The organism is Ferrovibrio sp. (assembly GCF_019636075.1).
Taxonomy (GTDB): Bacteria; Pseudomonadota; Alphaproteobacteria; order Ferrovibrionales; family Ferrovibrionaceae; genus Ferrovibrio.
Window position 1 is genome coordinate 51,747 of sequence record NZ_JAHBYG010000010.1, and the last position, 25,535, is coordinate 77,281.

Below are 25,535 nucleotides of genomic sequence, written 5' to 3' on the forward strand. Positions count from 1 at the left end.
GAGGATCACCGATAAAACCGCGAGCCGTGCGGATCAAGAAAAGCGGCTCAGCGATAATGCGGAAATATCCAGGCGCGGCGCCTGCCCGGTCGCCAGGTCGCAGACCAGGGCGGCGGTGATCGCTGCCAATGTCAGACCCAGATGCTGGTGGCCGAATGCCAGGATCACGTTTCCATGGCCCGGCATCGGCCCGATCACCGGCAGATAATCCGGCAATGTCGGCCGGTCGCCGAACCAGCGCGATTGTTCCACCAATCCGGGCAGCCCGAAAAGCTGCTCGGCATGGCGGCGCAGAATATCGGCACGCTGCCAGTTCGGCGCCTTCGCCCCAAGCTCTACCGTGCCAGCCAGCCGCAAGCCCGTTGCCATTGGCGTGGCCACGAAACCACGTTCGGCAAACAGCAGCGGAATATTCAGCGGGGCTTGATCGCTCTCAACCATCACATGATAGCCGCGCTCGCTGGTGAGCGGTACAGCCACGCCCAACGGCCGCAGCAGGCTAGCAGAAGCGTTCCCCGCCGCCAGCACGATGGTTTCTGCTCTGAGCGCGGCATCCTGCATCTGCAGGCCGACAGCAATGCCTGATTCGATTTGAATCTGCAGCACCTGCCGCCCTTCTATTACAACGCCGCCTTCGCTTATGAAGCTGCGTTGCAGGCTTTGCAGCAATGCGAAGGGATCGGCAGTGTAGATCGCATCGGGATGAAACCGCCCGGAATGCATACCAGGCTTTAGACTGGGGCAGATTGCACGGATATCGAGCCCGGAGAGCGTGTCGAACCGGATGTCGTATTGCTGCAACAACCGGTTTTCCTTTTCGGCAGCTTGAGCGGACTTGGCGGTTTCGAAGAGCGTGATATAGCCCTGATTCCGAAACACCCCGGACGCCGCCGCATCCTTGGCCAGATTCCACCAAGCCGGCACGGCCTCGCGTAACAGCCTTGCCAGGATGTCCGTACTTTTTCTGACTTGGCCTGGCCGCGATGCCAGTGCGAAGCGCAGCAGCCAGGGCAACAACGCGGGCAACGCGGGCAACCGCAGATGCAAGGGGCCGAGCGGATTGGCCAACATGCCCGGCGCGCTCATCAGCACATCGGGCCGCGCCAGCGGCAGAATGTGATCAACCGCGATCAAGCCGGCATTGCCATACGAGCATCCGCGCCCGGCCTCTCCGGCATCGACCAGCGTTACCCGGCGTCCGGCACGCTGCAATGCCAGCGCACAGGCCATGCCGATGATACCGCCACCGATGATGGCGACATCCGTGGTTTTCAAGCGATGGCCCTGCAATCCACGGATTTTTCATAGACCAGCGAGGCTGCGGCCAGATCCTCGATCGCCACACCCACCGACTTGAAAAGCGTGATCTGACTATCGCTGGTTCGCCCCGGATGAACCCGGCGGGTGAGATCGAACAAGTCGGCGCGAATGCCGTCTGCCGACAGAACCGAGGTTTGCAGCGGCACCACGATGTCGCCGGCTTCCTTGGTGGCGCCTGCGCGCGTGTCTACGAAGATTTCGCAGCAGCGTATCGCGTCGTCATCGGTCTCGCGCATGGACGGCGTGAAACCACCCACCAGATCGAGATGCGTGCCGGGCTTCAGCCAGGCGCCCCGCACCAGCGGCCGCGTGCTCAGCGTGGCACAGCTCACGATATCCGCAGCGCCCACCGCTGCCTCCAGATCGGTAACGGCGCGGGCCTGTAGCCCAGCCTGGCGCATCTCTCGCGCCGCCTGCTCGGCCTTTTCCGGCGTTCTGCCCCAAACCGAGACGGATTTGATCGGACGCACAGCAGAATGCGCGAAAGCCAATTGCCTGGACAGGCGGCCGGTGCCGACGATCAAAAGCCTGCTGGCATCCTGGCGTGCCAGGTATCGCGCGGCCAACGCAGAAGCTGCCGCTGTGCGCCGCGCCGTCAATTCTCCCCCCTCAAGAATTGCCAGCGTCTCTCCGGTTTCGCCCGAAAACAGCAGATACACACCTGAAACGGCAGGCTTGCCGATTTTTGCATTGGCGGGAAACACATTCACTGCCTTCACGCCAAGATATTTATTCGGAATCCAGGCCGGCATCAGCAGATGCACAGGCGGCTCCGGCCCATCGGCCATCACATGATGGTGCCTGGTGGGCATCCTGCTGTCCTGTATGAAGGCCTGTTCGAGCACCTGGATTGTGGAAATCCAATCGAGACTCTGCCGAATTTCTGCCGCCGAAATAACCTTCACGCTTTCACTCCTTACGACAGCAATGCTGCCCACACACTTACGCCGCCGCGCTGCTTGAATCTTGCACGAGATGGCATTCCGCCCAGCGCTCGCCGCCGCCACGTGCCGGCGTCTGCTTGCTGCACACAGCAATCGCCGCCGGACAACGCGGATGGAAACGGCAACCGCTGGGAAGCTGCGCCGGATTGGGAACGCTTCGGCCCAGGCCGAGATCCGGGATTCCAGCGCCCGGATCAGGCGCCAACACGGAATTCAGCAAGGCCCGGGTATACGGATGCTGCGGATCGCCGAAAAGTTTATCTCTGGCAGCATATTCGACGATGCGCCCGAGATACATCACGGCAACCGAGGTGGCCATATGCTCCACCACGGCAAGGTTATGGCTCACGAATACATAGCTGAGGCCGAACTCGGCCCGCAGATCCAGCAGCAGATTGAGGATTTGCGATTGCACCGACACGTCCAGCGCCGATGTAGGCTCATCGCAAACCAGAATATCTGGGCGCAATGCCAATGCGCGGGCAATCACCACGCGCTGGCGCTGGCCGCCCGAAAGCTGGCTCGGCGGACTGTCGATCAGACGCTGGGGCAAGCCCACCACATCCAGCAACTTCCGCGCTTTCTGGGCACGGTCGGCTGCGGATCCCACGCCATGAATCCGCAGCGGCTGTTCGATGATCCGTCCAATCGAATGCCGGGGATTCAAGGCCGAATACGGATCCTGGAAAACATACTGGATGCGACTGGCCACTTCGAGCCGGGGTATGCCGCTTAAAGGTTTTCCATTCAGCCGCACCTCGCCCGCACTGGGCCGGATCAACCCCATCATGATCTTCGCCAGGGTGGTTTTGCCGCATCCCGACTCCCCCACCAGGCCCAACACTTCGCCGCGCCGCAAGCTGAGCGATACATCATCCACGGCACGCAGAAAACGGCGACGGAATAATTGTCCGCCAAGCCGGTATTCCTGGCTTACCGCTTTGATTTCAAAGATCGGCGCTTCTGATTGTGTCATCGCGACACCTCGTGCATGGCAGCCGAATGCATGGCACCGAACGAGTCCACCGGATGGATGCATTGATATCCCTGGCCATCGGGAAGTTGCCGCCAGTCGATTTCCGGCGCTGCGCAGCGCTCTTCGGCATATTGGCACCGCTCGCGAAATGCGCAGCCGACGAAATCTCCGATCAGGGAAGGCACTACGCCTGGGATCGAGGGCAGATGGGTCATGTGCTTATGGCGGCCGGGAATCGGCAGGCATTCCAGCAGACCGCGCGTATAGGGATGGCTCGGCCGGTTGAAAACCTGGTGGACATCGCCCTGCTCTACAATCTCGCCGGCATACATGATGGCAACTCGGTCCGCCATGCGCGACACCACGCCCAGATCGTGGGTGATCAAGATCAGGCCCATGCCGAATTCTTCCTGCAGATTGCGCAAAACCCGCAGCAATTCGGCCTGGATGGTCACATCCAACGCGGTGGTCGGCTCATCGGCCAGCAGCAATTGCGGGCCGCACATCAGCGCCATGGCAATCATCATGCGCTGGCGCAGGCCGCCGGAAAGTTCATGCGGATACTGCTTCAGCCGCTCGGTGGGCGCGCTGACGCCGATCTTCTCGAACAAGAACAAGGCCCGTTCACGCGCTTCCTTCACACTGACATTGCGGTGCTGGCGATGCACGTCGATCAATTGCTGTTCGATGGTCAAAGCTGGATTCAGCGAGGTCATCGGCTCCTGAAAGATCATCGCCATGCGGTCTCCGCGCAGACGGTTGAACGCCCTTTCCGGCAACGACAGCATGTCGGTTCCCTGAAAGCTAAGCATATCCGCTCTACGCAATGCCTTGCGGGGCAGCAAGCCCATCAGCGCCATGGCGGTCAGCGACTTGCCGCAACCGGACTCGCCAACCAGGCAAAGCGTTTCGCCGCGCTTGAGGCTGAAATCGATGCCGCGCACCGCATGCAGCATTCCCTTGGGCGTCGGGATATCAATCCGCAATCCCCTTACATCCAGCAGCATATCGGTCGCATTCATCGGTTACGGCCCTCTGGCGCTGTGATATCGCGCAAGCCGTCACCCGTCATGTTGGTGGCCAGCACAAGCACAAACAGGAAAGTGCCTGGAATCGTGATCAACCATGGATCGAAGAAAACATCGGCCCGGCCCTCCGCGATCATCAGGCCCCAGGATGGTGTAGGCGCCGGCACGCCAATGCCAAGGAATGACAGAGCAGCCTCCAGCACGATTGCCTGGGCGATTTCCAGCGTGGCCACCACCAACAGGTTATTGACGACGTTCGGCAGTATCTCCTGCATCACAATCTGGAAATTGGAAGCGCCCTGCACCTTGGCCGCCACGATGAAATCGGCAGAGCGTATCTGCTGCGTGGTGGCGCGCATGACGATTGCAAACCGATCCCATAACAGCAGCCCCAGCACGGCTATCACGATCTGCAGAGACGATCCGACCAGCGCGACTACGGCAAGCGCCACCAGCACCACCGGAATCGCCAGGCGAGCGGTGATCAGGAAGGAGATAACCGTATCGACGCGTCCACCGAAATAGCCCGCAGTCACCCCGAGCGCGGTGCCGATCAAACAAGAGATGATCGTGACGCTAAGGCCGACGAAGAGCGAAACCCGAGCGCCATAGAAAATACGAGACAGGTAATCCCGGCCAACCTGGTCGGTGCCGAATGGATGCTGCCAGTTGCCGCCATCCATCCATACCGGAGGCCGCATGCGCGCCATCAAATCCTGCGCATACGGATCGTAAGGCGCCAACATCGGCGCAAGGATGGCCATCAATGCAAACACGGCCAGCACGCAGAAGCCGAGCATGAAGCCGGTATGCTGGCGCCACCGCGGCAGAATCAGGGTAACCATGGATTTGGCGCCAGCAGTGGGCATTACAGGTGCGGCGCTCATGCAATCCTCATACGCGGATCGAGCCAGGCATTGACCACATCGGCCAGGAAGGTCAGCACGATGTAGAACAGCGAAAAACACAGCACCAGCGCCTGAATCACAGGAAGATCGCTGCGCAGGATGGATTCCCAAGCCAGGCGCCCGGCTCCATGGATGGCAAAAACGCTTTCCACCACCACCGATCCGGCCAGCATATAGCCGAACTGCGCCGCAGCCAGGCTGACCACCGGGATCAACGCGTTGCGCAGGGCGTATTTCAGCAGAATCTTATGAGGCACGATGCCCATGGCGCGCGCCGTGCGGATGTAATCCGTATCCAGCACGCTGATCATGCCGGAGCGTGTCAGGCGCATGATGGCGGGGGCAGCGAAATAAGACAGCACCACCATCGGCATAATGTAATGCTTCCAGCTATCGAGGCCCGAACTCGGCAGGATCGGATACGTAACGCTGAATGCAATCACCAAAAGCAGCGCGAACCAGAAGGTCGGCATCGCCTGCCCTACCACAGCGAAAAGCAGCGCGAAGCGATCCACCTTGGTGTTGGGCCGGCAACCGGCTGCAACACCAAGAGGCACGCCAATGGCAATCGCAAGCAGAATGGCCCAGGCGCCCAGCCTCATGGTGGTGAGCATGCGTTCGACCAGAATTGCGGAAACCGGCATATCGAAATACAGGCTGCGGCCGAGATCCCCGGTGACAAAACCGCCAAGCCACGACAGATACTGGACGATGATGGGGCGGTCGAAACCATAAGCCTGGCGGATACGGATCACATCGGCCATGCTGCCGGATTCTCCGGCCATGCGCGTTGCCGGGTCGCCGCCGGCAAACATCAGGAAGAAGGTTGCCAGCGATACAGCCAGGATGAGCAAGATTCCCGACAGCGACCGGCGCAATATATAACGATACATTCTGCCTCACATGCTGCAATCGACCACCGGCAGGATACCATCCCGCCGGTGGCATTTCCGTATTTTTACTTCCAGGCAGCCTTGTAGAACGGCACGAACTCATCCGGATCGACATCCAGCGACAGATTACTGCTTTGCGCCGTGTTGACGCTGAACGCCCATAGCGGCAGCCAATAGGCTTGATCGGCAACCCGCTTCTGCGCCGTTTCGTAATGCTTTTTACGCACATCGCGATCCAGCGTGGTATCGGCGATTTTCACTTCCGCGATCACCTGCGGGTCTTTCACTACGTCATCACCGGTGCCGCCGAAGAACGGGCTGGTCCCCAGGCCGGCATCGGCAATGCCGTAAGCGCCCCAGCTGGACAGATAGGTGGGCGCCTTGCCTTCGATATAATTCGTCCGCATCACGGCCGATTGCTGCTCGTTGATGCTGGCCTTGATGCCAACGGCGGTAAGATTGGCGGCAATGGCCTCCACCTGCGCGCGGGGAAAGCTGGTCGCGGTCAGCAGTTCCAGCGGAAACCCGTTGGGATAACCGGCCGCTGCGAGCAGATCCTTGGCCTTTTTCGGATCGTAGGCATACTTAGTCACATCCTGCGAACAGGCGAACGCAATCGGGTGGCAAGCGGTGGCAATCGATGCGGCCGCACCGCCCACCAGGGCCTTGATTATGTCTTCCTTGTTCACGGCATGATTGATGGCCTGTCGCACGCGCACATCGGCTATCGGGCTATTGCCGCCATTATAGTTGGGATTCATGCCCATGAAGGCAAAGCGCAGGATCGGCGCGCTCTTCACGGTCAGGTTCGGCCGGGCCGACAGCCGCTTGGCGGCATCATGCGGCACGCGCCAGATCCAATCCAATTGGCCATTCATCAGTTCGGCATATTGCACATTCGCTTCTGGCAGAACCTTGGCAACCATGCGCTTGATGGCCGGGCGGCCCTTCGGGCTTTCGGCATAATGCTGGTCGAAACGCTCCAGCACGAAGCGGGTGCCGGTTGTCATCTCAACCAGACGATACGGCCCGGTACCGATCGGCTTTGCCGACATGCCGGCGGAGCCAACGGCTTCGAGATGATGCTTCGGGTAGATCGGCAGCGGGCCGGCCAACATTTCCAGCGCCAGCGGGTATACCGACTTCATGCGAACCCGGACCGAATACGGGCCGGTCTTTTCCACCACGTCGATCCAGTTCACCGTAATCTGGTAGCGGGTGTTGTATTCCTTCTTGGTCACCTGATTGAGGGTGTATTCCACGTCATCGGCGGTCAGCTCTTTGCCATCGTGGAACTTCACGCCCTTGCGGATCACGAAGTCGATCGTCTTGTCATCCACGACCGTGTAGGACTCTGCCAGCGCCGGGCGGAATTCGCCGGTCTTGAGGTCCTTCATCAGCAAGTTGTCGTAGAGCATGCGAGCCAGAATGAGGCCCGAGCGGGAGATTTCCTTATAGCCATCCAGCGTGCTGACTTCTTCTTCGAAGGCAACATTCAGAGTGTCGTCGGCCTTGCCGGCCATGGCCTGGCCAGACACGGAGGCAATGGCGATTGCCGTGGCAATGTTCAGTATCCGAAAGCGCATTTCTAATCCCCGTTTCTGTTAAGCGATGAGTGAGCGTTTCTTGAGGTTCGGTTCGGGCTTAGCTGCCCCATACGGCGCGGAATACCCGCATCCAGTTGCCGCCCAGGATTTTGCGGATATCGGCTTCGTTGAAGCCGCGCTTCACGAGGGCCGCGGTCAAGTTCGGCATCTGGTCCGGCGTGCCGATCCCTTCCGGGTAATAGTAAGGCGGCGGCGGGTAGGCAGCGGGCGTCCAGCGGCCCGAGGCAATCGTTTCCTCGTAGAACTTCATCGCCGCATCGTCTGGCGTGTATGGCGACTGGCCGAGGAAATAGTCGATGCCGAGCGCAACATGGTCGATGCCGACCAGATCGGCCACATAGCTGATATGGTCGATGAACTGATCCAGGGTCGGGCGTTTGTCGGCGGCCACGAAGGGCGGAAAGCCGACGATGCCGGTCAGGCCGCCGGTGGCCGCGGCGGCCTTGATCTGCTCGTCCAACACATTGCGCGGCGTGCCATACACCGCACGCGGATTGGCATGGGAAAACACCGTGGGCGCCGAGGAAGCCTCGAAAGCATCCATCGTGGTGCGATAGCCGGTGTGCGAGCAATCCACGATGATGCGCGCCTGGTTCATGCGAGCGATGGCCTTCAGGCCGAATTTGCTCAGGCCGGCATCGGTGCGCTCTTCGCAACCATCGCCCACGCGGTTCTTCACATTGTAGGTCAGCTGGATCATGCCCACGCCAAGCGACTTGTAGGCATCCACCAGATCAAGGCTGTCTTCCAGCGGGTCGGTGCCCTGGAAGTGGAAGATCACGCCAATCTTGTTGGTCCGCTTGGCCTCTTCGATATCCGCCGCGCTGCGCACCAGGATGGCATCGCCGCGTTCGCGGATATACTGCACCCAGCTGCCCAGGCCGCGCATGGTGGTGGCGGCATTCTCCCAACCGCCAACGGTGGGGGCAATCGCGGTCAACCCACCCTTCTTGTAAACATCGAGCATGTCCTTCTGGTGCAACAGCGGACAAACCGGGTCGATGATGATGGCGTCTGCATGCAGAGACTGAGCGTCGACTGGCATTCTGGTTGGTTCCCCTCATTGGCGGGATAAGCCCCGCGGCGAATAAACAGCGATTACGGGCGTAACCGGTTCGTGCCGGCATAGTTATCATTACGACAAAAATTTTCCAATACGAAAATTAATATCAAAATTGGGAATATTTTAGGCGGCTTTTTTAATAGTCCGCCCGTTTGTTGGGCTATCCAAAAAATCCCCGCCTGTCAAAAAATATTATTTAAAACATAATGTTATTTAAAATTCGGAGAAAAAAATCGCAAACCGATGGTTAAACCGGCATCAGTTTCGACTGCCTTGAAAAAATTTCGAATCCGATATCTAGTGAGGCGGAGGACGCTAGGCGGACCGCCGATTCTTCTTTTAGGGGCGGTGACGAGAACTCAAAGGCCGCCGGGCAGACATATCTCGCATGAATCAACTCCCTCGCACGAAACTGGTGAAATCGGCCGACGCCTCCCCTAATACGGGAGTTCAGCCGGTGCAGGGCAGTCATGTCGATCTCGGATCGAGGGTTCGCGGCATCCGGCAATCCAAGCGCATGACGCTGAAGGATGTCGCCAACCGCTCCGGCCTGGCCGTGGCCACGCTTTCCAAGGTGGAGAATAACCGGCTCTCGCCAACCTACGAAAACATCATCCGGCTGGCGCGCGGCCTGGATGTGGATATCGCGGTGCTGTTCTCCGACCAGCCGCAGCTTTCGCCCCATGGCCGGCGTTCCATCACACGGCTTGGCCAGGGCAAGGTTTTCGAAACCGAGACCTATAATTACGAGATGCTCTGCACCGATGTGGTCGGCAAGCGCATCATCCCCCTGAAGGCACGCATCAAGCAGCGGGAATGGAAGGATTTCAGCCCGCTGATCAAGCATGAGGGCGAAGAGGTCATATATGTCCTCACCGGCCGCATCAGGCTGATCACCGAATTCTACGAAGAGGTGATCCTGGAGCCCGGCGATTGCGTGTATTTCGACAGCACAATGGGCCATGTCTGCCTGGCCCATGGGCTGGAAGACGCCGAAGTGTTTTGGGTCTGCTCGAGCTCCGATGCCATCAACGTGGTTGAAAACAGCCACGAATCCGCCCGCCCGCGCAGCAAGTAGGGCCTAACCGGCCCTATACTGGTGACGGATCAGGTATAACGGCCATCACATTCCTGGCGCTTAAGGCCCCTCGCCGACTTGGCCGGATCGGGCGTATACTGCCCTCGCCTCCGCCTCAAGCGCGCCCTCAGGAAGCCGTCCGATGACCGATCCCGGCCCCGCCTCATCCCATACCGGGCATGACCACAGTCTGCCGCGCAAGCTGACCACCATCTTCTGCGCCGATGTGCAGGGCTACAGCGCCCTGGTGGAGGCCGACGAGGTGGCCACCGTGGGCCGCCTGAAGCTTTATCGTGCCGACCTGATCGCCGAGATCGAGCAGCATCATGGCCGTGTGGTGAATACCTGGGGCGATGGCCTGCTGGCCGATTTCCCCTCCCCGGTTGAAGCGGTATTCGCGGCCGTGGCGGCGCAGCGCCGCATCAATCAGCGCAATGCCGCCTTGCGTACAGAACAACCCGCCGCGCCGCTGATGTTGTTCCGCATCGGCATCAATCTGGGCGATGTGATGGTGGACGGCACCGACCTCTATGGCGACGGCGTGAACATCGCCGCGCGCCTGGAATCCCTGGCCGAGCCGGGTGGCGTGTGCATCTCTGGCGCGGTGTTCGAGCAGGTGCGCAAGAAGCTGGATTTCGGCTTCGATTTCATCGGCTCGCGCGAAATCAAGAATATCGCCGAGCCGGTGCCGGCCTATCGCATCATGGTGGAAGGCAGCGCGCCGGCCAAAGCCAGCCAGCCGCCTGTTACGCCCCAGCCGGAACCCGCAAGCGGCCGGCCCGCCCAGGCCGGTGAAGCTGCCCAAACTGGTGAAGCCACCCAGGCCGACGAAGCCACCCGGATTCGCAAATGGCGGCAGATGGCCTGGCGCTTTGCCGTGCTGGGGCTGTTTCTGCTGCTGATCAATCTGGCCACCAGCCCGCGCAGCCTTTGGGTTTTCTGGCCGCTGCTGGGCTTTTGCCTGCTGCTGATGATGCGCTACCCGATGGGTGTGCATCCCCGTGTGATGTGGCCGCTTTGGCGCCGGGATTGAGCCGGCCTCAGCGCAGCAGACGGCCGCCCAGCAGAACCAGCACACTGAGCAGCAGAAACGCCGCACCGATCGCGCCGGCATATGCCGCATAGCGCAGATAGGTTTCGCGCAGCACCGCGCTGATAACCCGCTGCGCCGCTTCGGCGGCCACCGGCAGCTTGCGATCCAGCAGGATCCACACTTCGGTATGCCGGAACGAACGCTTGAGTGCGGTTTGCGCCTTCAGCAGCAGCACGCAGCAAACCAGCAGGCTGAGCAGCCCGCCGGCACGCATGGCCTGCTGCGGCTCGGATATCAAGCCGATCATCACGCACCAGATCGCCAGGGCCGCGAAAAAGCAGCCGCGCCCGATGGAAAGAACCGCCAGTCGCCTTACACGCTGATCGAACGGTTCCGGCTCCATCGCGCTCCTGTCGGATCAGACCAGGCCAGGCGCCGTGATCAGCAGCGCAGCCCCCAGCCAGATCATCATCGAGGTAGCGTCACTGCCTTCGCGGCCGGTGATGCGCTCGAACAATGCCGCCGGCACGCCAGACAGCAGCAACGTGGCCAGCGAAACGATCAGCGAAGTGCCGTAGAGAATTGCTTCAGGCGTTTTCGGTGCGAATTCCGGCAGCCAGACCGGCGACCAGATGAAGACCAGCGGCAACACCGGCGACACGAAACCATTCAGCAGGGTTACCGCCATCACGGCAACGAAAAGGGTCTGCGGGTTCATCTCAGCTCACTCCCAGGCCGGGCGCCATGCCGTAATTGGCAAACACCACATGGGCCACGTAGCGCAGCATGAAAGCCCATAAGGCCAGCACCAGCGGCAGGAATTTCGGCGGCAGGATCAGCGGCGTGATGAAGGCAATCGCCTGCAGCGGCCATTCGGTCAACAGCCGGAAAAAGCGGAAGATGTAGTTCGGGCTGTCTGGCGGCAGAAAGGCGCTCATCATGAAGCGGCCAACGGCGGTCCAGCCGATCATCGCCAGAATATAGGCAACGGCCCAATAGGGCAGAAAGCTCCAGAAGAAGTCGGGCTGAGTTTGGGCCATGTACGCTCGGCTGAAAGGGGATGGAACACAAAGAAACGGCGGGGATCAGTATACGATCCCCGCCGCTCTTTTCAAATCATCGCAGTTTTCAAATCACCGCCCAGACGCTGCCGGTTGCCCGATCCGGCCTGGGCGATTCTTTGATCAATGCGAGATGGCATCCTCGGTACGGGCCAGCTTCACATCGCCAGCCGGTACGCGGATGGAGTCGATGAAGTCCTGCATCTCCTTGGAGGGAGCAGCCGTCATCAGACTGACCACGTAGGTGACGATGAACGCCGCCGGGATACCGAACAACCCGCAGGAGATGTTGCGCACGCCGAACCAGAGCGGAGCACCATAGAACTGCGTGGTGATCAGGTAGTACAGGCAGACGCCATAGCCAGCGATCATGCCGGCAACCGCGCCGGTATTGCTGGTACGCTTCCACCAGATACCCATCACCAATGCCGGGAACAGGCCCGATGCGGCGATCGAGAAGGCCCACGACACCATCGCCAGGATGGTGGAAGGCTTCAGCGATGCCACATAGGCCGCCGCGATAGCCACAACGATCAGCAGCACGCGGCTGATGATGAGGCGGCGGGCGGTCGGCGCATGCGGGTCAACCATGCGGTAGTAGATGTCATGGCTGAGCGCGTTGGCGATGGCCAGCAGCAGGCCGTCGGCGGTCGAGAGCGCAGCCGCCAGGCCACCAGCGGCCACCAGGCCGGCGATGACATAGGGCAGACCCGCGATTTCCGGCGTGGCAAGCACGATGGCGTCGGTATGGATGCGGAACTCGTTGAGCTGCAGGATACCGTCTGCGTTACCCTTCACGCCTTTGCAGAGCGCGTAGATGGTATCGGCATTCGCAGCATCGCAAGCGCCCACCAGACCGATGGCACCCCAGCTTTGCACCCAGCCCGGCAGGGCGGTGATCTGCTGGCCGATCACGTTCTGATACACTTCCAGCTTGGCGAACGCGGCGTAAGACGGCGCCGTGAAGTAAAGCAGGAAGATGAAGAACAGCGACCACGCGACAGACTGACGGGCTTCACGCACGCTGGGCGTGGTGAAATAGCGCATCAGGATGTGCGGCAGGGCAGCGGTGCCAACCATCAAGCAGAAGATCAGCGCGAAGAAGTTCAACCCGTCGGTGAAGTTCATCACGCCCTGCGCATTGGAGAAGGCCGCGGTATGGCCCTTCACAACACCCAGGGTCTTCTCGATCACCTCGATCTTTTCCAGCGCCTGACCATACATCAGCTGCGGGATCGGAACGCCGGTAACCTTGGCCGAAAGGATAACCACCGGGATCAGGTAGGCGATGATCAGGATGATATACTGCGCCACCTGGGTCCAGGTGACCGCACGCATACCGCCCAGCATCGAGCAGACCAGAATGCCGGCCAGGCCGACGAACACCGCCAACTCGAACGAGATGCCGAGGAAGCGGGAGGCGATGATGCCCACGCCGAAGATCTGCGCCGTCACGTAGGTGAAGGACGCGGAGATCAGCACGATCACGCCGCAGAAGCGCGCCAGGTTGCCGCCGTAACGGGCGCCGAGGAAGTCGGGCACCGTGTACTGGCCGAACTTGCGCAGGTAAGGCGCCAGCAGGATCGACACCAGCAGGTAGCCGCCGGTCCAGCCGAGCACGAAGGCAAGGCCATCGTAACCCAACAGGTAGAGCGAACCGGCCATGCCGATGAAGGACGCCGCCGACATCCAGTCGGAGCCGGTGGCCATGCCGTTGTAGAGCGCCGGCACCCTGCGGCCCGCCACGTAGTATTCACCCATCTCGGCAGTGCGCGAGATGATACCGATCAGCGCGTAAACGCCGATGGTGAGGAACACGAAGAGATAGCCGATCACCTGATTGGAGACGCCCATCTGTTCGAGGATTGCGAGGAAGATCACGAAACCGGCAAAACCGCCGGTATAGAGACCGTAGATCTTGCCCAGGTTGTTGATGAATCCGCCGCCGGATTGCGAGTTGTTCGCCATGGCTGTGTTTCCCCCTCTTATTCTTCTTCAGCCACGCCGAATTCTTCATCGATGTCGTTCTGCTTGCGTGCAAACCAGAACAACGAAACGACGAAGGCAATCAGCGAGCCCTGCGCGGCCATGTAGAAGCCGAGCGGAAAGCCCAGAATGCGGATCCCGTTCAGCTGCGGCGCAAACAGATGCACCACGAAGCCGAAAAAGAACCAGATGGCGAGCATGGTCCACATCAATCCCGATGTACGGGACCAATAGGCCTGCGCCTTTTCCGGAGTAAGTTGCGACATTTTGCTCCTGCCCCTTGCTTTAGCCGTCTGGCCCTTGCGAAAGCCGGCCCGGCATGTGTTTTTCTTGTCGTGGACCAGGGACATGGATTGACAGAATAGCGTCGATTCCCTTCCCTAGTTCTGCCGACTATAACCGTCGCGTAAACGAGTCTCCCATTAGACCAAGGTCGAATACCAACAAAATCAAAGGATTAAGGGAGGGACAATGACCGATCTTTCAATGCCCGCAGCGGCGCGGAAGCAGGGTTGGCTATCCCGTGGATGGGAGTTCTTCTTCCCGCCTGTGATAGGCGACGGCCCCGGCTTCCGTGACTTTCTGGCCGGCGAGGCATCCTACCTGGCGCAAAAGACCGTGACCGGTTTCGCCCGGGTGAAAACCCTGCTGGCCTTTGAAAAGCTGATGAAGGAAGACGCCTTCCGCCAGGGCATGGACATCTGCCGCTGGGAGGCCTTCGCGCAGACCTTGGCCGATTGCACCATCATGGCCGAAGGCGTGCTGCGCCCCGCCGATGCGGCACAGGCAGCCAAGGTGGCGGATGGCTTGCGGCGGCTCTATGCCGATATTCTGAACGAGCATGTGCCGGTGCATCGCCAGCAGGAAGGCTGGGCCGACCGCCTGGAGCAGTTCAACACCCGCTTCGCCCAAAGCCGGATGGCGGCACCGCTGCATCCGGCGGTGATCTGCAAGGATACCGCCGCCTCGATCATGGAATACATGCCGCTGCATAACCGGCTGATCCGCAACGACCTGGAAGTGATTGCCGGCGATCTGGGCTTTCATATCGTGGCCTTGCGCGATGGCATGGCCAAGCGACTGCAGCCAGAGCCGTTGCGGGCCTGGCTGGCGGCGTTGGTCTGAAACCGCCATGGCGGGCGGGCGCTTCGTTACCGGTTTGCGCCGCCGCTTGAAAGTGGCTGTGGGCCGAGCGCGACGCGGCCGCCGGCAGCAAGCCGATGCCATACCGGCAAACCGTGGGCTGGAGGATATTCCGGTCGCGGTGCTGGATACCGAAACCACCGGCCTGAATCCGCTGCGCGACCGCGTGGTGGCGGTGGCCGGGCTGCGCGGCGATGGCGGCCATCTGGATACCGGCCTGCCGCTGGATTTGCTGGTCTATCCGGGCGGACCGATCCCGCCGGCTTCAACGAAATTCCATGGCATCCGCGATGCCGATGTGGCCACCGCGCCGTCCTTCGGGCTGATCTGGCCGGTGCTGCGCGGCTTCTGGCGCCATCGCGTGTTGGTGGGCCACAATATCGGTTTCGACCTGGCATTGCTGCGGCAGGAAGCCGAACGCGCCCGCATTCCATTTCATCCGCCGGCCGCCGCGCTGGATATCGGCCTGCTCTATGCCGGGCTGAAACCGCGCCTCAGCAGCTACACGCTGGAAAGCATGGCGGAGGAATATGGCGTGGTGATCCTGCACCGGCATAACGCGCTGGCCGATGCCACCGCCGAAGGCGCGATCTGGTGTGCCCTGCTGCGCGCCATGCAAAGCCAGGGCATCGGCACATTGGGGCAGGCCCGCAGCCTGATGGCGCGGCGGCGCGATCTGCTGCAGAACCAGCTTTCCGCCGGCTGGGCGATGGATCTGGTGGTGCCGCATGGCTGATGGCGACATGCTTGGCGTGAGCTTCGATCTTGCGCCCTATCGCAAGACCCTGGCCGAGGTGATGCGCAGCCCGCCTTTCCGCCTGCCCGCCGAAGCCGCGCTGGCCGAAGCCGCGCAATTGATGACCCGCGAGAATGTCGGCGCGCTGCTGATCACCGAAAAGGATTGTGTGGCCGGCATTCTCACCGAACGCGACCTCACCCGCGCCCTGGCCGTTCATGGCACAGCCGCCGCCACCCTGCCGGTGGGCGGGTTGATGACGCGCACCATTGCCAGCATGGCCGGCGATGCCCAGCTGTTCCGCGCCATCGGCCGCATGCGCCGGCTGAATCTGCGCTATCTGCCGGTGGTGGACGAACTGGGCGGCTATATCGGCGTGGTTTCCGCGCGCGCCCTGCTGCGCCAGCGTGCCGCCGAAACCCAGAGCATCATCGACGGTCTGGATACCGCCACCAGCGCCGAACAGCTTGGCCAGGCGCGCGCCGCCCTGCCCGATCTGGCGCGGCTGCTGATGGCCGAGAAGCTGGCCGCCCATGAAGTGGCAGCGGCAATCAGCGGCATCTATGCCGATATCACCAGCCGCGCCGCCGCGTTGGTGGAAAAACGCCTCAACGCCGAACTCGGCCCGGCGCCGGCGCCCTGGTGTTTGCTGATGCTGGGCTCGGGCGGGCGCGGCGAAAGCCTGCTGAAGCCCGATCAAGACAATGCCATCGTGCATGGCGGCAATGCTGCCGACGATGCCTGGTATGCCCGTGCCGGTGAATTGATCGCCGATCTGCTGGATGCCGCCGGCATTCCCTATTGCAAGGGCGGCGTGATGGCCAAGAACGCCATCTGGCGCGGCGACATGCAGGCCTGGCGCCAGCGCATCGGCGAATGGATCGGCCGGCATTCGGCGGCCATGCTGCTGAACGTGGATATCTTCTACGACCTGAAGCCGCTCTATGGCGATGCCGCGCTGGCGCAGGATTTGCGGCTGCAGGCGCTGCAAGCCGCATCGCGGTCGCCGCTTTTCCTGCGGCTGCTGGCCGAACAGGCGGCGCAACTGCATCCGGCCATCGGGCTGTTCGGCCGGCTGGTGGAAAAGGATGGCCGCGTGGACCTGAAACTGGGTGGCCTGCTGCCACTGGTCAGCGCGGCGCGCCTGCTGGCTCTGAAGCTTGCGCTACCCGCCACCGCCACACGCCAGCGCCTGATGCTGGCCGCCGCGCGCGGCCTGATCGGCGAGGAGGATCTCACCCGCCTGCTCGATGCCCATGAGTTGATCCTGGGCCGCGTGCTGCGCCAGCAGATCGAGGATATCGCCAAGGGCGAACCGCCTTCCAGCCGCGTGGATGTGCATGGCCTGAGCCGGCGCGAGGTGACGCGGCTGAAACGCGCGCTGGGCCAGCTTGCCCTGCTGCCCGATATCATCCAAGGCGCCATCACGCATTGAGATTGTTAGAAAAGACTGCCCTGGCGGCTATCGGCAGCCGGCGGCGCGAACAGGTCGGTGCGCAAATGCCAGCGCCGTTCGTTGAAACCCAGTTTGCGGCAGGCCAGTTGGAAACGCTGGGCGATCAGATCGGCGACCGGCCCCTCGCCGCGCATGCGCCGGCCGAAATCGGCTTCGTAATCCTGGCCGCCGCGCACCGCCTGCACCTGCTTGATCACCCGTGCGGCGCGATCCGGATAATGCTCGGCCAGCCATTCGCGCCACAATTCCTTCAACTCGAAAGGCAGCCGCAGCATCACGAAACCGGCCTCGCGCGCACCGGCCGCATAGCTGGCTTCCAGGATGCGTTCGATCTCATGCTCGTTGAGCGCAGGAATCATCGGCGCCGCCATCACGCCCACCGGAATACCGGCTTCCGCCAATAGCCTTATCGCCTCCAGCCGTTTCGGCGGCGTGGAGGCGCGCGGCTCCATGGCCCGGGCCAGCTTGCGATCCAGCGTGGTGACCGAAACGAATACTTTCACCAGGCCCTGGCGCGCCATGTCGGCCAGGATGTCGATATCGCGCGTGACGAGAAAGTTCTTGGTGACGATGCCGAGCGGATGCTTCGTCTCGCGCAACACTTCCAGGATCGAGCGGGTAATGCCGAGTTCGCGCTCCACCGGCTGATAGGGATCGGTGTTGGACCCCATCGACATCACGGCGCAACGATAGGAACGCGCCGCCAGTTCCTTGCGCAACAAGACGGCCGCATCGCGCTTCACCATGATCTCGGTCTCGAAATCCAGGCCGGGCGAGAAACCGAGATAGGCATGGCTGGGCCGCGCGAAGCAATACACGCAGCCATGCTCGCAGCCGCGATAGGGGTTGATCGAACGATCGAACGGAATGTCGGGCGATGTGTTCCAGGCAATGATGCTGCGGCTGCTGTCGTCATGCAGCCTTGTCTTGCGCGGCGCGGCCTCCTCCAGGCTGCCCCAGCCGTCATCCTCGCGCTGGCGATCCTCGGCATCGTAGCGGCTGCGCACATTCGACACCGCGCCCCGGCCGCGCCGCGCATCGGGATGCGCCTGGTCGGCGGGGGTGGAAATCGCGCGCTCGGTGAATTTGGCCATAGCCGGAAGCATGCCACAGCCAAAAGAACAATTCAAGAACTATCACTTCTCGGAAAACCAATAATGCTTCCCGGAAAACCAAGCCGTATTAAAGCTCGATATTGTAGCGCACGAAGGGCGCGCGCTTGGCCACGCGTTCGTAGAGCCGCCGGGCGGTGCCGTTGAATTCCTCGGTCTGCCAATACAGCATGCCAGCGCCCTTGGCCCTGGATATCTCGGTAACGGCGGCGATCAGGCGCCGGCCGATGCGTTTGCCGCGCGCCTGGGGCTGCACGAACAGATCCTGCAGATACACATTGCCGCCCCGGTTCCAGGTGGAAGGATGCAGCAGATATTGCACCAGCCCCAGCGCGACATCGCCCTGCCAGGCGATCAGGCCTTCAATCGGATGGGCGGGATCGACCAGGCGCTGCCAGGTGAAATCGGTCACTGCGTCGGGCACGGTTTTTTCGTAAAACGCGAGATAGCCGAGCCAGAGCGGCTCCCATTGCCGGCGCTCCTGGGCAGCCACCGGGCGGATAACGATATCGGACATGGATACGGGTTTCCTAAGCTGAAGACCCGATCCGATTAAGCCAATACCGGCCCCGGGGTAAGCACCAGTTTATGCCTGATGCATAGGGCCGGTTTGGATGGCGAGAAAACGATAAAAAGAACAAAAATCGAAATTATAGGACTTTGTCGATTTTTCTCTCAACTCGGCTTGCGGCGCTCATGCTCGCGCAGGCGGGGCAGCAGCTCGACGAAATTGCACGGCTTGAAGCGGTAGTCGAGCTGGTCCTTCAGGATCATGTCCCAGCCATCGCGGCAGGCGCCTGGCGAGCCCGGCAAGGCGAACAGATAGGTGCCCCGGCAGACCCCGGCAGTGGCGCGCGACTGGATGGTAGAGGTGCCGATCTTCTGGAAGCTGAGCATGCGGAACACTTCGCCGAAGCCCGGGATCGGCTTTTCGTAGAGCCCTTCGAAAGCCTCGGGCGTCACGTCGCGGCCGGTCACCCCGGTGCCGCCGGTGGAGATCACCACATCCACTGCCGGATCGTCGATCCACTGCGTCAGCTGCGCCTGGATGGCCGGGATATCGTCGGTGACGATGGCACGCGCGGCCAGTTCATGGCCCGCCTCCGTGAGACGATCCACCAAGGTCTGGCCGGATTTGTCATCCGCGAGACCGCGGCTGTCTGACACCGTCAGCACGGCGATGCGGACGGGAATGAAGGCGCGTTCCGACATGGCAAGCTCTATGGTTTCTTTTCGGCGGCCTGGCTGGCTGTAGTCTGGCTGGCGGCGGTCTGATTATCCGGGGCCGACATACTATCATGGGCGCGATAAACCGGCCAACTGCCGCTCACGGCGGAAAGCAGGCTGTCGCGCGGCTGGCCGATGCGGTCGCGGTAAATCCAATGATTGGTCAACACACGCTGCACGAAGGTGCGGGTTTCCGACAGCGGAATGGTTTCGATGAACAGCATCGGATCGTCGGTCTTGTTCTCGCGCAGCCAGCGCTGCAGGTTGCCCGGCCCGCCATTATAGGCGGCGGCGAGATGGAACAGGTTGCCGCGGATCATCGGCATTTCCAGCAGATGCTGCAAATAGCGCTGGCCGAGTTCGATATTGTATTCCGGCGCATAAAGCTTGTGGCGACCATTCTTGCTGCGCAGCGAGGAATCGCCGGCCATCGAGCCTGCCGTGCGCGGCATCAACTGCATCAGGCCGGTGGCGCCGGCCGTGCTCTGGGCGCGCGGATTGAAAGCGCTTTCCTGGCGCATGAAGGCAAAGATCAGCGCACGATCCAGCACGAAGCCGCCTTCCGGCTCCCAGGGCGGCAGCGGATACATGGCGATATCGTAGGCCTCGCCCTTCACGCTGCGCCAGGCCAGGCCGATGCGCATGGCCGAGGCCGGGGCCTGCAAGCGGCCGGCCAGCCCAAGCAGGGCGGCGGCGAATTGATCGCTGGATTGTGCGAATAGCCGGGCGATTTCGCGGTCTGCCCGCACCGCCTCGCCGGTCTCGCTCAGTGCGATGGCGCGGCGCACGGCGGGCATCTTCAGCAGCTTGTCCACATCCTCGGCGGCAAGCGGCGGCGGATCCCAGGATAGCTGCGGTTCCTGGCCCAGTTGGCCCAGCGCAAGCAGGCCATAGAAGGTGCGTTCCTGGCTGGCGGATTCCTGCAACAGGCGCAGCGCTTCGCCGGGCTGGCGCAGGCGCAGCATCACCCGCGCGCCCCACCAGCCGCCGGCCGCCTTGTCCCAGTTGGAAGCGGTTTGCGAGAAAGCCAGATGCTCGAAATGATGCGCGGCATTGTCGTAACGCCCCAGCCGCCAGGCGGCCAGACCGGCCACCCAATCGGCTTCGGGCACTCTGGCGCGGGAACGGCGGGCGGATGCGGCGGCAAGTTCCAGCGCCTTTTCATCGTCGCCATCCAGCAAGCGCACCCAGGCCAGGCGGCGGCGCCAATCATCATATTCAGAGGCCGAAAGCCGGCTGCGGATATCGGGCTTGTTGAGCAAGGCCTCGGCCTGGGCAAGCCGGTCGCGCCGCAGCAATTGCAGGAATTCAACCTCCGCCGCGGCAATCATCCGCGCGCTGGCCGGGTCGCGCTCCTTCGGCTGCGGGCGCGAGCGCGCCGTGGCCACGCTGCCGGGATCGCCGCTGAAATCACCCAGTTCGGCGCCCACCGGCGCCGGCGGCGCCTTGTCCTTGCGGGCCTTCTTGCGCAAAGCCAGGCGATAGACTTCCTCGGCGCCGGGATGATCGCGGTATTGCTGCATCCAGGCCAGCAATTCGGCATAGCTGGCATTATAGGCGCTGGGATGCAGATAGCGCTGCTGCAGCACATGGCCGCGCAGCACCGGTTCCTTGATCCGCTTCAACTCGCGTTCGGCCGCCGCCATGTCGCCGCCAGCCTGCAATTCGAAGATGCGGCCATAGCGTTCGGCATCCTCGTTGCTCAGCACCTGCGGCAGCCCGTCTTGGGGCTGGGCAAGCACCAGCCCGGCCGGCAGCAACAGTAGGCAGGCCAACAGGCCCGCTATTGCGGTGAAACGGCCTCGCGGGAAGATTTTTCTGATCCGGTTGCTGCCCATCGCGGCCTTGGTTACCTGATTGCAGCAAGGGCAGCAAGTGTGGATTTATCAACCTTTGCGCGCATGCGCCTCAGTTAGCGAGCCTGCTCCTCCGGTATAGCCAGCCGTGCGGGCAGCAGCGCGGCTATGCCGGCACCGATCAGGCAGGAAATCGCGCAAGCCAGGATCGGCACGGCATAGCTGCCCCAATGATCGAAGGCCATACCGGCCAGGGTGGGCCCCACCAGGGTGCCGAAAGCCACGCTGGTATAGAGCGCGCCGATCACCGCGCTGGCCGCACGGGCACCGAACAGGTCTACCATATAGGCCGGCGCCAGGGCCACGAAGCCGCCATAGACGATGCCGAAGCCGATGGCGAACAGCGCCAGGGCCAGGAAGCTGCTGGCCAGCAGCCAATACCCCAGCATGACCCCCGCGCCGAGAATCACCAGGGCGAAACTGCGGCTGCGACCGATGCGATCGGCCAGCCCGCCAAGCACGAAACGGCCCAGGGTGGAGCCTACGCCGATCAACCCGACCAGCCATACCCCCTGCCCGCGCGTAAGACCCTGATCCTGGGCATAAGCAGCCAGATGCACGAAGGGCACGAAGGTGCCGATACAACACAGCGCGGAAGCCAGATACAGCCACCAGAAAACCGGATGGCGCAATGCCTGGGCCAGGGTGAACCCGGGCAGCGGCGCAGACGCGCCGGCAGCGGCGGGGCGCGCTACAGCGCCATCGGGTGCCAGCCCCATGGCCTGCGGCGAAGCGCGCATCACCAACGTGGCGGCCCCAGCCAACAGCAGAAAGCCGACCGACAGCAGCAGATAGCTTTGCCGCCAGCCCAGGCCATCGATCACCCAGGCAGCCAATGGCGGCATCGCCATGGTGCCAAGCCCGATCCCCATCACGGCATAGCCCGATGCCTGGCCGCGCCGGGCCACGAACCAGCGCTGCACCGTGCCGATGGCCGGCACATAGATGAAGCCCATGCCCACGCCCACGCCCAGGCCATAGGCCAGCAGCACGACAATCAGGCTATCGGCCATGCCGGCAACGGCCAGGCCCAGCGCCATGCACAGCACGCCGAAGCCGATCACCCGGCGCGGGCCGTAATGATCGGCCAGCGGCCCGCTGAGGATGCCCAGGATGAAATAGAGGAAGCCGGCAAAACCGAAAACCAGCGATATGGTGCCGCGCGTGGCGGCGAATTCCAGTTGCAGCGGTTCGAAGAATGCCGGGAATGTATAGGTGGCGCCAAACCCGACAAACAGCAGGGTGAAAACCGCCGCGACCACCACCCAGCCGTAGAACATGCTAATGGTCCAGCTGTTGCAGTTTCTCGGCCAGTGCCAGCATGTCGCGCCAGGCCTCGCGCTTCATGCCGGGCTGACGCAGCAGATAGGCCGGGTGCAGCATCGGCAAGGCCGGAATCTCCATCGCCCCGAAATCGGGATCCTGCAGGCGATAGGTCTGCCAATTGCCGCGCAGCCGGGTGATGCCGGTTGTGGTGCCAAGCAGGGTGGCGGCGGCATGGCGGCCGACGAAAGCCAGCAGCTTGGGTTTCACCAGGGCGATATGGCGCTCTACGAATGGCTTGCAGGCGAGGATTTCCTCCGGCGAGGGATCGCGGTTGCCGGGCGGCCGCCAGAAGATCACGTTGCTGATATAGGTGTCGTCCTCGCTGCGGCCGATGGCGGCCAGCATGCGATCCAGCAACCGCCCGCTTTCGCCCACGAACGGCTTGCCCTGGGCATCTTCCTCGCGCCCCGGCGCCTCGCCGATCAGCATCACCGGAGCCTGCGGGTTGCCGCGCGCGAACACCGTGTTGGTTGCCGTGGCCTTCAGCGCACAGCCATCGAACGCCGCCACCGCCTTGGCCAATACCGGAATGTCGCGGCAGGCCAGCGCGGCCTGGCTGGCTGCGGTTTGCATCGCCTGGGCCGACAGCATGGCCGGCGTGGCCGCCATGCGGTCGGGCGGCGCGCGCATGGCCGCAGAGCGGGGTTCGGCGGCAGCACCAGCTTGGCCGCCCCCCGAATGGCCGGTGGCTTTGGCAGCGGCCCGGGCCGCAGACTCGGAGGCCGGCTTACGTTCAAGTTGCGTACGATCCAGCGCCACATCGCCGATGCATTCATCGGCACCGGCATCGATATAAAACCGCAGCAGGGCGCCGGCGCTCAGGCTTTCTCCGGCCCAGGCAGGCATCGCCCCCTCATTCCCTTGCGGCAGATGGCCGCCGGACCCGCTTTCCGGGTTTAAATCATTGGTATGCATAAGGTCCGGCCCCTTGGTTTGGCCGCTGCCCGCGCCGTTGGCTTGGCCGGTATTGTCTGGTAAGCAGAGGCATATAGTCAAGCTGGCAGCCGGATCTGCATCCCAGGTTCGCAACCCCTGTCAGCAATCTCGGCCAGCATTCTGGCCATCCTAAGCCCCGGTGGAAGCGATGGAACGCGAAACGATGGAATATGATGTGGTGGTGGTTGGGGCCGGTCCGTCCGGCCTGTCCGCCGCCATCCGGCTGAAGCAGCTCGCCGCCGAGCATGACCACGACATCTCGGTCTGCGTGATCGAAAAGGGTTCGGAAGTCGGCGCGCATATTCTTTCCGGCGCGGTGGTGGACCCGATCGGCCTGAACGAGTTGATCCCGGACTGGAAGGAAAAGGGCGCACCGCTCAACACGCCGGTGACCGACGACCGCTTCATGATCCTGACCGAAGCGAACCACATTCCGGTGCCGAATTTCATGCTGCCGCCGCTGATGAACAATCACGGCAACTACATCGTCTCGCTGGGCAACGTGTGCCGCTGGCTGGCGAGTCAGGCGGAAGAACTGGGCGTGGAAATCTTTCCGGGCTTCGCGGCGGCCGAAGTGCTGTATGGCGACAAGGGCGAAGTGGTGGGCGTGGCCACCGGCGACATGGGCATCGGCCGCGACGGCGAACACAAAAGCAGCTACACGCCGGGCGTGGAACTGCGCGCCAAATATACGCTGATCGCCGAAGGCGTGCGCGGCTCGCTGGCCAAGGAAATTCAGGCCAAATACAAGCTGCGCGAGGGCGTGGAGCCGCAGAAATTCGGCATCGGCATCAAGGAATTGTGGCAGATCGACCCGGCCCAGCATAAGCCCGGCCTGGTGGTGCACACCCAGGGCTGGCCGCTGGATAGCCGCACTGCCGGCGGCAGCTTCATGTATCACCTGGAAGACAACCAGGTGGCCGTGGGTTTCGTGGTGAACCTGAATTACGAAAATCCCTATCTCTCGCCTTTCGATGAATTCCAGCGTTTCAAAACCCATCCCAGCGTGCGGCATTTCTTCGAGGGCGGCAAACGCATCGCCTATGGCGCGCGCGCCATCAACGAGGGCGGCCTGCAATCGATTCCGAAACTCACCTTCCCGGGCGGCGCGCTGATCGGCTGTTCGGCCGGCTTCGTGAACGTGCCGCGCATCAAGGGCAGCCATAATGCCGTGAAGACCGGCATGCTGGCCGCCGAGGCGGCATTCGATGCATTGAAGAACGGCTCCGAGGGCGGCGACGAGTTGACCGCCTATCCGGAGGCCGTGCGCGCCAGCTGGACCTGGAAGGATCTGTGGAAGGTGCGCAACGTGAAGCCCGCGCTGAAATACGGCATGTGGCTGGGCACCATGGTGGGCGGCATCCATATGTGGCTGAACGACCTGGGCCTGGGCTTCCTGGTGCCCTGGACCTCGAAGCACGGCAAGGCGGATTTTGAAACCCTGAAGCCGGCCGCGCAATGCAAGCCGATCGTCTATCCGAAGCCGGATGGCAAGGTGAGCTTCGACAAGCTGTCTTCGGTATTCCTGTCGTCGACCAACCATGAGGAGGATCAGCCGATCCACCTGCGGCTGAAGGATCCGAGCATTCCGATCGCCAAGAATCTGCCGATGTATGACGAGCCGGCGCAGCGCTATTGCCCGGCTGGCGTGTATGAAGTGCTGCGCGATGCCGATGGGAGTAACCCGCGCTTCCAGATCAACGCGCAAAATTGTGTTCACTGCAAGACTTGCGACATCAAGGATCCCGCCCAAAATATCAACTGGGTCGTGCCCGAAGGCGGCGGCGGCCCCAACTATCCGAATATGTGATATCAATTGCCCGCAGCGCAGCGCTATGCTGTTTGC

25 protein-coding genes are annotated in these 25,535 nt (G+C 62.3%); 6 read left to right on the plus strand and 19 right to left on the minus strand.

What is annotated here, in order from left to right:
* Window positions 1-33 precede the first annotated feature (33 nt).
* The 8 genes from KF827_RS06625 to KF827_RS06660 all read right to left on the minus strand — a co-directional run bounded on the left by KF827_RS06625 (window position 34) and on the right by KF827_RS06660 (window position 8,721).
* Window positions 34-1,275 carry an FAD-dependent oxidoreductase gene (locus KF827_RS06625; protein WP_291002251.1) on the minus strand — a complete coding sequence of 414 codons (1,242 nt, stop codon included), beginning with the start codon at window positions 1,273-1,275 and terminating at the stop codon, window positions 34-36.
* Window positions 1,272-2,225, minus strand: a complete 954-nt coding sequence (locus tag KF827_RS06630) for an ornithine cyclodeaminase family protein (RefSeq protein ID WP_291002254.1) — start codon at window positions 2,223-2,225, stop codon at window positions 1,272-1,274. Before KF827_RS06630 ends, KF827_RS06625 begins: the two co-directional genes overlap by 4 nt.
* A 37-nt stretch (window positions 2,226-2,262) precedes the next feature.
* Complete coding sequence (locus tag KF827_RS06635; RefSeq protein WP_291002259.1) at window positions 2,263-3,240, minus strand: ABC transporter ATP-binding protein; 978 nt, start codon at window positions 3,238-3,240, stop codon at window positions 2,263-2,265.
* The gene (locus KF827_RS06640) at window positions 3,237-4,262 is read right to left on the minus strand and encodes an ABC transporter ATP-binding protein (protein ID WP_291002262.1); all 1,026 of its coding nucleotides are present in this window, start codon (window positions 4,260-4,262) and stop codon (window positions 3,237-3,239) included. The genes KF827_RS06635 and KF827_RS06640 overlap by 4 nt, the downstream gene beginning before the upstream one ends.
* The gene (locus KF827_RS06645) at window positions 4,259-5,155 is read right to left on the minus strand and encodes an ABC transporter permease (protein WP_291002265.1); all 897 of its coding nucleotides are present in this window, start codon (window positions 5,153-5,155) and stop codon (window positions 4,259-4,261) included. Before KF827_RS06645 ends, KF827_RS06640 begins: the two co-directional genes overlap by 4 nt.
* Window positions 5,152-6,069, minus strand: coding sequence for an ABC transporter permease (locus tag KF827_RS06650; RefSeq protein ID WP_291002268.1), 918 nt, complete (start codon window positions 6,067-6,069; stop codon window positions 5,152-5,154). Before KF827_RS06650 ends, KF827_RS06645 begins: the two co-directional genes overlap by 4 nt.
* Window positions 6,070-6,134: 65 nt before the next feature.
* Entirely contained in the window at window positions 6,135-7,655 is a 1,521-nt protein-coding gene (locus KF827_RS06655; protein ID WP_291002271.1) for an ABC transporter substrate-binding protein, read from the minus strand.
* A gap of 58 nt (window positions 7,656-7,713) precedes the next feature.
* Window positions 7,714-8,721, minus strand: coding sequence for a dipeptidase (locus KF827_RS06660; RefSeq protein WP_291002274.1), 1,008 nt, complete (start codon window positions 8,719-8,721; stop codon window positions 7,714-7,716).
* A gap of 406 nt (window positions 8,722-9,127) precedes the next feature.
* On the opposite strand from KF827_RS06660, the gene KF827_RS06665 reads away from it, so the two are divergent.
* The gene (locus KF827_RS06665; RefSeq protein ID WP_291002277.1) at window positions 9,128-9,817 is read left to right on the plus strand and encodes an XRE family transcriptional regulator; all 690 of its coding nucleotides are present in this window, start codon (window positions 9,128-9,130) and stop codon (window positions 9,815-9,817) included.
* A gap of 142 nt (window positions 9,818-9,959) precedes the next feature.
* Entirely contained in the window at window positions 9,960-10,850 is an 891-nt protein-coding gene (locus tag KF827_RS06670) for an adenylate/guanylate cyclase domain-containing protein (protein WP_291002279.1), read from the plus strand.
* A gap of 7 nt (window positions 10,851-10,857) precedes the next feature.
* Here the strand turns inward: KF827_RS06670 and KF827_RS06675 are convergent, their stop codons facing one another.
* The 5 genes from KF827_RS06675 to KF827_RS06695 form a co-directional block, all read right to left on the minus strand.
* On the minus strand, window positions 10,858-11,253 hold the full coding sequence (locus tag KF827_RS06675) for a hypothetical protein (protein WP_291002282.1): 396 nt from the start codon (window positions 11,251-11,253) through the stop codon (window positions 10,858-10,860).
* Window positions 11,254-11,268: 15 nt separating this feature from the next.
* Complete coding sequence (locus tag KF827_RS06680) at window positions 11,269-11,568, minus strand: hypothetical protein (RefSeq protein ID WP_291002284.1); 300 nt, start codon at window positions 11,566-11,568, stop codon at window positions 11,269-11,271.
* Window position 11,569: 1 nt separating this feature from the next.
* Complete coding sequence (locus KF827_RS06685) at window positions 11,570-11,890, minus strand: hypothetical protein (protein WP_291002289.1); 321 nt, start codon at window positions 11,888-11,890, stop codon at window positions 11,570-11,572.
* A 144-nt stretch (window positions 11,891-12,034) separates the two neighbouring features.
* The gene (locus tag KF827_RS06690) at window positions 12,035-13,879 is read right to left on the minus strand and encodes a sodium:solute symporter family protein (RefSeq protein WP_291002292.1); all 1,845 of its coding nucleotides are present in this window, start codon (window positions 13,877-13,879) and stop codon (window positions 12,035-12,037) included.
* Between the two features lie 17 nt (window positions 13,880-13,896).
* On the minus strand, window positions 13,897-14,163 hold the full coding sequence (locus tag KF827_RS06695; RefSeq protein ID WP_291002295.1) for a DUF4212 domain-containing protein: 267 nt from the start codon (window positions 14,161-14,163) through the stop codon (window positions 13,897-13,899).
* 205 nt (window positions 14,164-14,368) lie between these two features.
* Between KF827_RS06695 and KF827_RS06700 the strand changes: the two genes are divergently transcribed.
* Genes KF827_RS06700 through KF827_RS06710 form a run of 3 tightly spaced genes read left to right on the plus strand, consistent with a single transcriptional unit; the run spans window position 14,369 to window position 17,211 of the window.
* Window positions 14,369-15,022 carry a hypothetical protein gene (locus KF827_RS06700; RefSeq protein WP_291002298.1) on the plus strand — a complete coding sequence of 218 codons (654 nt, stop codon included), beginning with the start codon at window positions 14,369-14,371 and terminating at the stop codon, window positions 15,020-15,022.
* A gap of 7 nt (window positions 15,023-15,029) precedes the next feature.
* Window positions 15,030-15,776: a 3'-5' exonuclease gene (locus KF827_RS06705; protein WP_291002301.1), complete on the plus strand. Its 747-nt coding sequence runs from the start codon at window positions 15,030-15,032 to the stop codon at window positions 15,774-15,776.
* Window positions 15,769-17,211 (plus strand): DUF294 nucleotidyltransferase-like domain-containing protein, encoded by a 1,443-nt coding sequence (locus KF827_RS06710; RefSeq protein ID WP_291002304.1) that lies wholly within the window; start codon window positions 15,769-15,771, stop codon window positions 17,209-17,211. Before KF827_RS06705 ends, KF827_RS06710 begins: the two co-directional genes overlap by 8 nt.
* Before the next feature lie 5 nt (window positions 17,212-17,216).
* Here the strand turns inward: KF827_RS06710 and KF827_RS06715 are convergent, their stop codons facing one another.
* The 6 genes from KF827_RS06715 to KF827_RS06740 form a co-directional block, all read right to left on the minus strand.
* A complete protein-coding gene (locus tag KF827_RS06715) occupies window positions 17,217-18,326 on the minus strand; it encodes a PA0069 family radical SAM protein (RefSeq protein WP_291002309.1) in 1,110 nt (369 codons plus the stop codon).
* An 88-nt stretch (window positions 18,327-18,414) separates the two neighbouring features.
* Window positions 18,415-18,861 carry a GNAT family N-acetyltransferase gene (locus KF827_RS06720; RefSeq protein ID WP_291002312.1) on the minus strand — a complete coding sequence of 149 codons (447 nt, stop codon included), beginning with the start codon at window positions 18,859-18,861 and terminating at the stop codon, window positions 18,415-18,417.
* 158 nt (window positions 18,862-19,019) lie between these two features.
* Window positions 19,020-19,556, minus strand: a complete 537-nt coding sequence (gene moaB, locus KF827_RS06725) for a molybdenum cofactor biosynthesis protein B (RefSeq protein ID WP_291002314.1) — start codon at window positions 19,554-19,556, stop codon at window positions 19,020-19,022.
* 8 nt (window positions 19,557-19,564) lie between these two features.
* Window positions 19,565-21,346 (minus strand): lytic transglycosylase domain-containing protein, encoded by a 1,782-nt coding sequence (locus KF827_RS06730; protein WP_291002316.1) that lies wholly within the window; start codon window positions 21,344-21,346, stop codon window positions 19,565-19,567.
* Between the two features lie 137 nt (window positions 21,347-21,483).
* Window positions 21,484-22,707 (minus strand): MFS transporter, encoded by a 1,224-nt coding sequence (locus tag KF827_RS06735; RefSeq protein WP_291002318.1) that lies wholly within the window; start codon window positions 22,705-22,707, stop codon window positions 21,484-21,486.
* A 1-nt stretch (window position 22,708) separates the two neighbouring features.
* Complete coding sequence (locus KF827_RS06740) at window positions 22,709-23,599, minus strand: uracil-DNA glycosylase (RefSeq protein WP_291002321.1); 891 nt, start codon at window positions 23,597-23,599, stop codon at window positions 22,709-22,711.
* A gap of 238 nt (window positions 23,600-23,837) precedes the next feature.
* Between KF827_RS06740 and KF827_RS06745 the strand changes: the two genes are divergently transcribed.
* Window positions 23,838-25,499: an electron transfer flavoprotein-ubiquinone oxidoreductase gene (locus KF827_RS06745; protein WP_291002324.1), complete on the plus strand. Its 1,662-nt coding sequence runs from the start codon at window positions 23,838-23,840 to the stop codon at window positions 25,497-25,499.
* Window positions 25,500-25,535 lie beyond the last annotated feature (36 nt).

Coding starts and splice junctions, on each gene's coding strand:
- KF827_RS06655 (WP_291002271.1), bottom strand. CDS start 7,655: ATGCGCTTTCGGATACTGAACATTGCCACGGCAATCGCCATTGCCTCC.
- moaB (WP_291002314.1), bottom strand. CDS start 19,556: ATGTCGGAACGCGCCTTCATTCCCGTCCGCATCGCCGTGCTGACGGTG.
- KF827_RS06650 (WP_291002268.1), bottom strand. CDS start 6,069: ATGTATCGTTATATATTGCGCCGGTCGCTGTCGGGAATCTTGCTCATC.
- KF827_RS06700 (WP_291002298.1), top strand. CDS start 14,369: ATGACCGATCTTTCAATGCCCGCAGCGGCGCGGAAGCAGGGTTGGCTA.
- KF827_RS06640 (WP_291002262.1), bottom strand. CDS start 4,262: ATGAATGCGACCGATATGCTGCTGGATGTAAGGGGATTGCGGATTGAT.
- KF827_RS06635 (WP_291002259.1), bottom strand. CDS start 3,240: ATGACACAATCAGAAGCGCCGATCTTTGAAATCAAAGCGGTAAGCCAG.
- KF827_RS06705 (WP_291002301.1), top strand. CDS start 15,030: ATGGCGGGCGGGCGCTTCGTTACCGGTTTGCGCCGCCGCTTGAAAGTG.
- KF827_RS06665 (WP_291002277.1), top strand. CDS start 9,128: ATGAATCAACTCCCTCGCACGAAACTGGTGAAATCGGCCGACGCCTCC.
- KF827_RS06675 (WP_291002282.1), bottom strand. CDS start 11,253: ATGGAGCCGGAACCGTTCGATCAGCGTGTAAGGCGACTGGCGGTTCTT.
- KF827_RS06645 (WP_291002265.1), bottom strand. CDS start 5,155: ATGAGCGCCGCACCTGTAATGCCCACTGCTGGCGCCAAATCCATGGTT.
- KF827_RS06715 (WP_291002309.1), bottom strand. CDS start 18,326: ATGGCCAAATTCACCGAGCGCGCGATTTCCACCCCCGCCGACCAGGCG.
- KF827_RS06690 (WP_291002292.1), bottom strand. CDS start 13,879: ATGGCGAACAACTCGCAATCCGGCGGCGGATTCATCAACAACCTGGGC.
- KF827_RS06685 (WP_291002289.1), bottom strand. CDS start 11,890: ATGGCCCAAACTCAGCCCGACTTCTTCTGGAGCTTTCTGCCCTATTGG.
- KF827_RS06720 (WP_291002312.1), bottom strand. CDS start 18,861: ATGTCCGATATCGTTATCCGCCCGGTGGCTGCCCAGGAGCGCCGGCAA.
- KF827_RS06680 (WP_291002284.1), bottom strand. CDS start 11,568: ATGAACCCGCAGACCCTTTTCGTTGCCGTGATGGCGGTAACCCTGCTG.
- KF827_RS06710 (WP_291002304.1), top strand. CDS start 15,769: ATGGCTGATGGCGACATGCTTGGCGTGAGCTTCGATCTTGCGCCCTAT.
- KF827_RS06735 (WP_291002318.1), bottom strand. CDS start 22,707: ATGTTCTACGGCTGGGTGGTGGTCGCGGCGGTTTTCACCCTGCTGTTT.
- KF827_RS06670 (WP_291002279.1), top strand. CDS start 9,960: ATGACCGATCCCGGCCCCGCCTCATCCCATACCGGGCATGACCACAGT.
- KF827_RS06660 (WP_291002274.1), bottom strand. CDS start 8,721: ATGCCAGTCGACGCTCAGTCTCTGCATGCAGACGCCATCATCATCGAC.
- KF827_RS06695 (WP_291002295.1), bottom strand. CDS start 14,163: ATGTCGCAACTTACTCCGGAAAAGGCGCAGGCCTATTGGTCCCGTACA.
- KF827_RS06740 (WP_291002321.1), bottom strand. CDS start 23,599: ATGCCTGCCTGGGCCGGAGAAAGCCTGAGCGCCGGCGCCCTGCTGCGG.
- KF827_RS06745 (WP_291002324.1), top strand. CDS start 23,838: ATGGAACGCGAAACGATGGAATATGATGTGGTGGTGGTTGGGGCCGGT.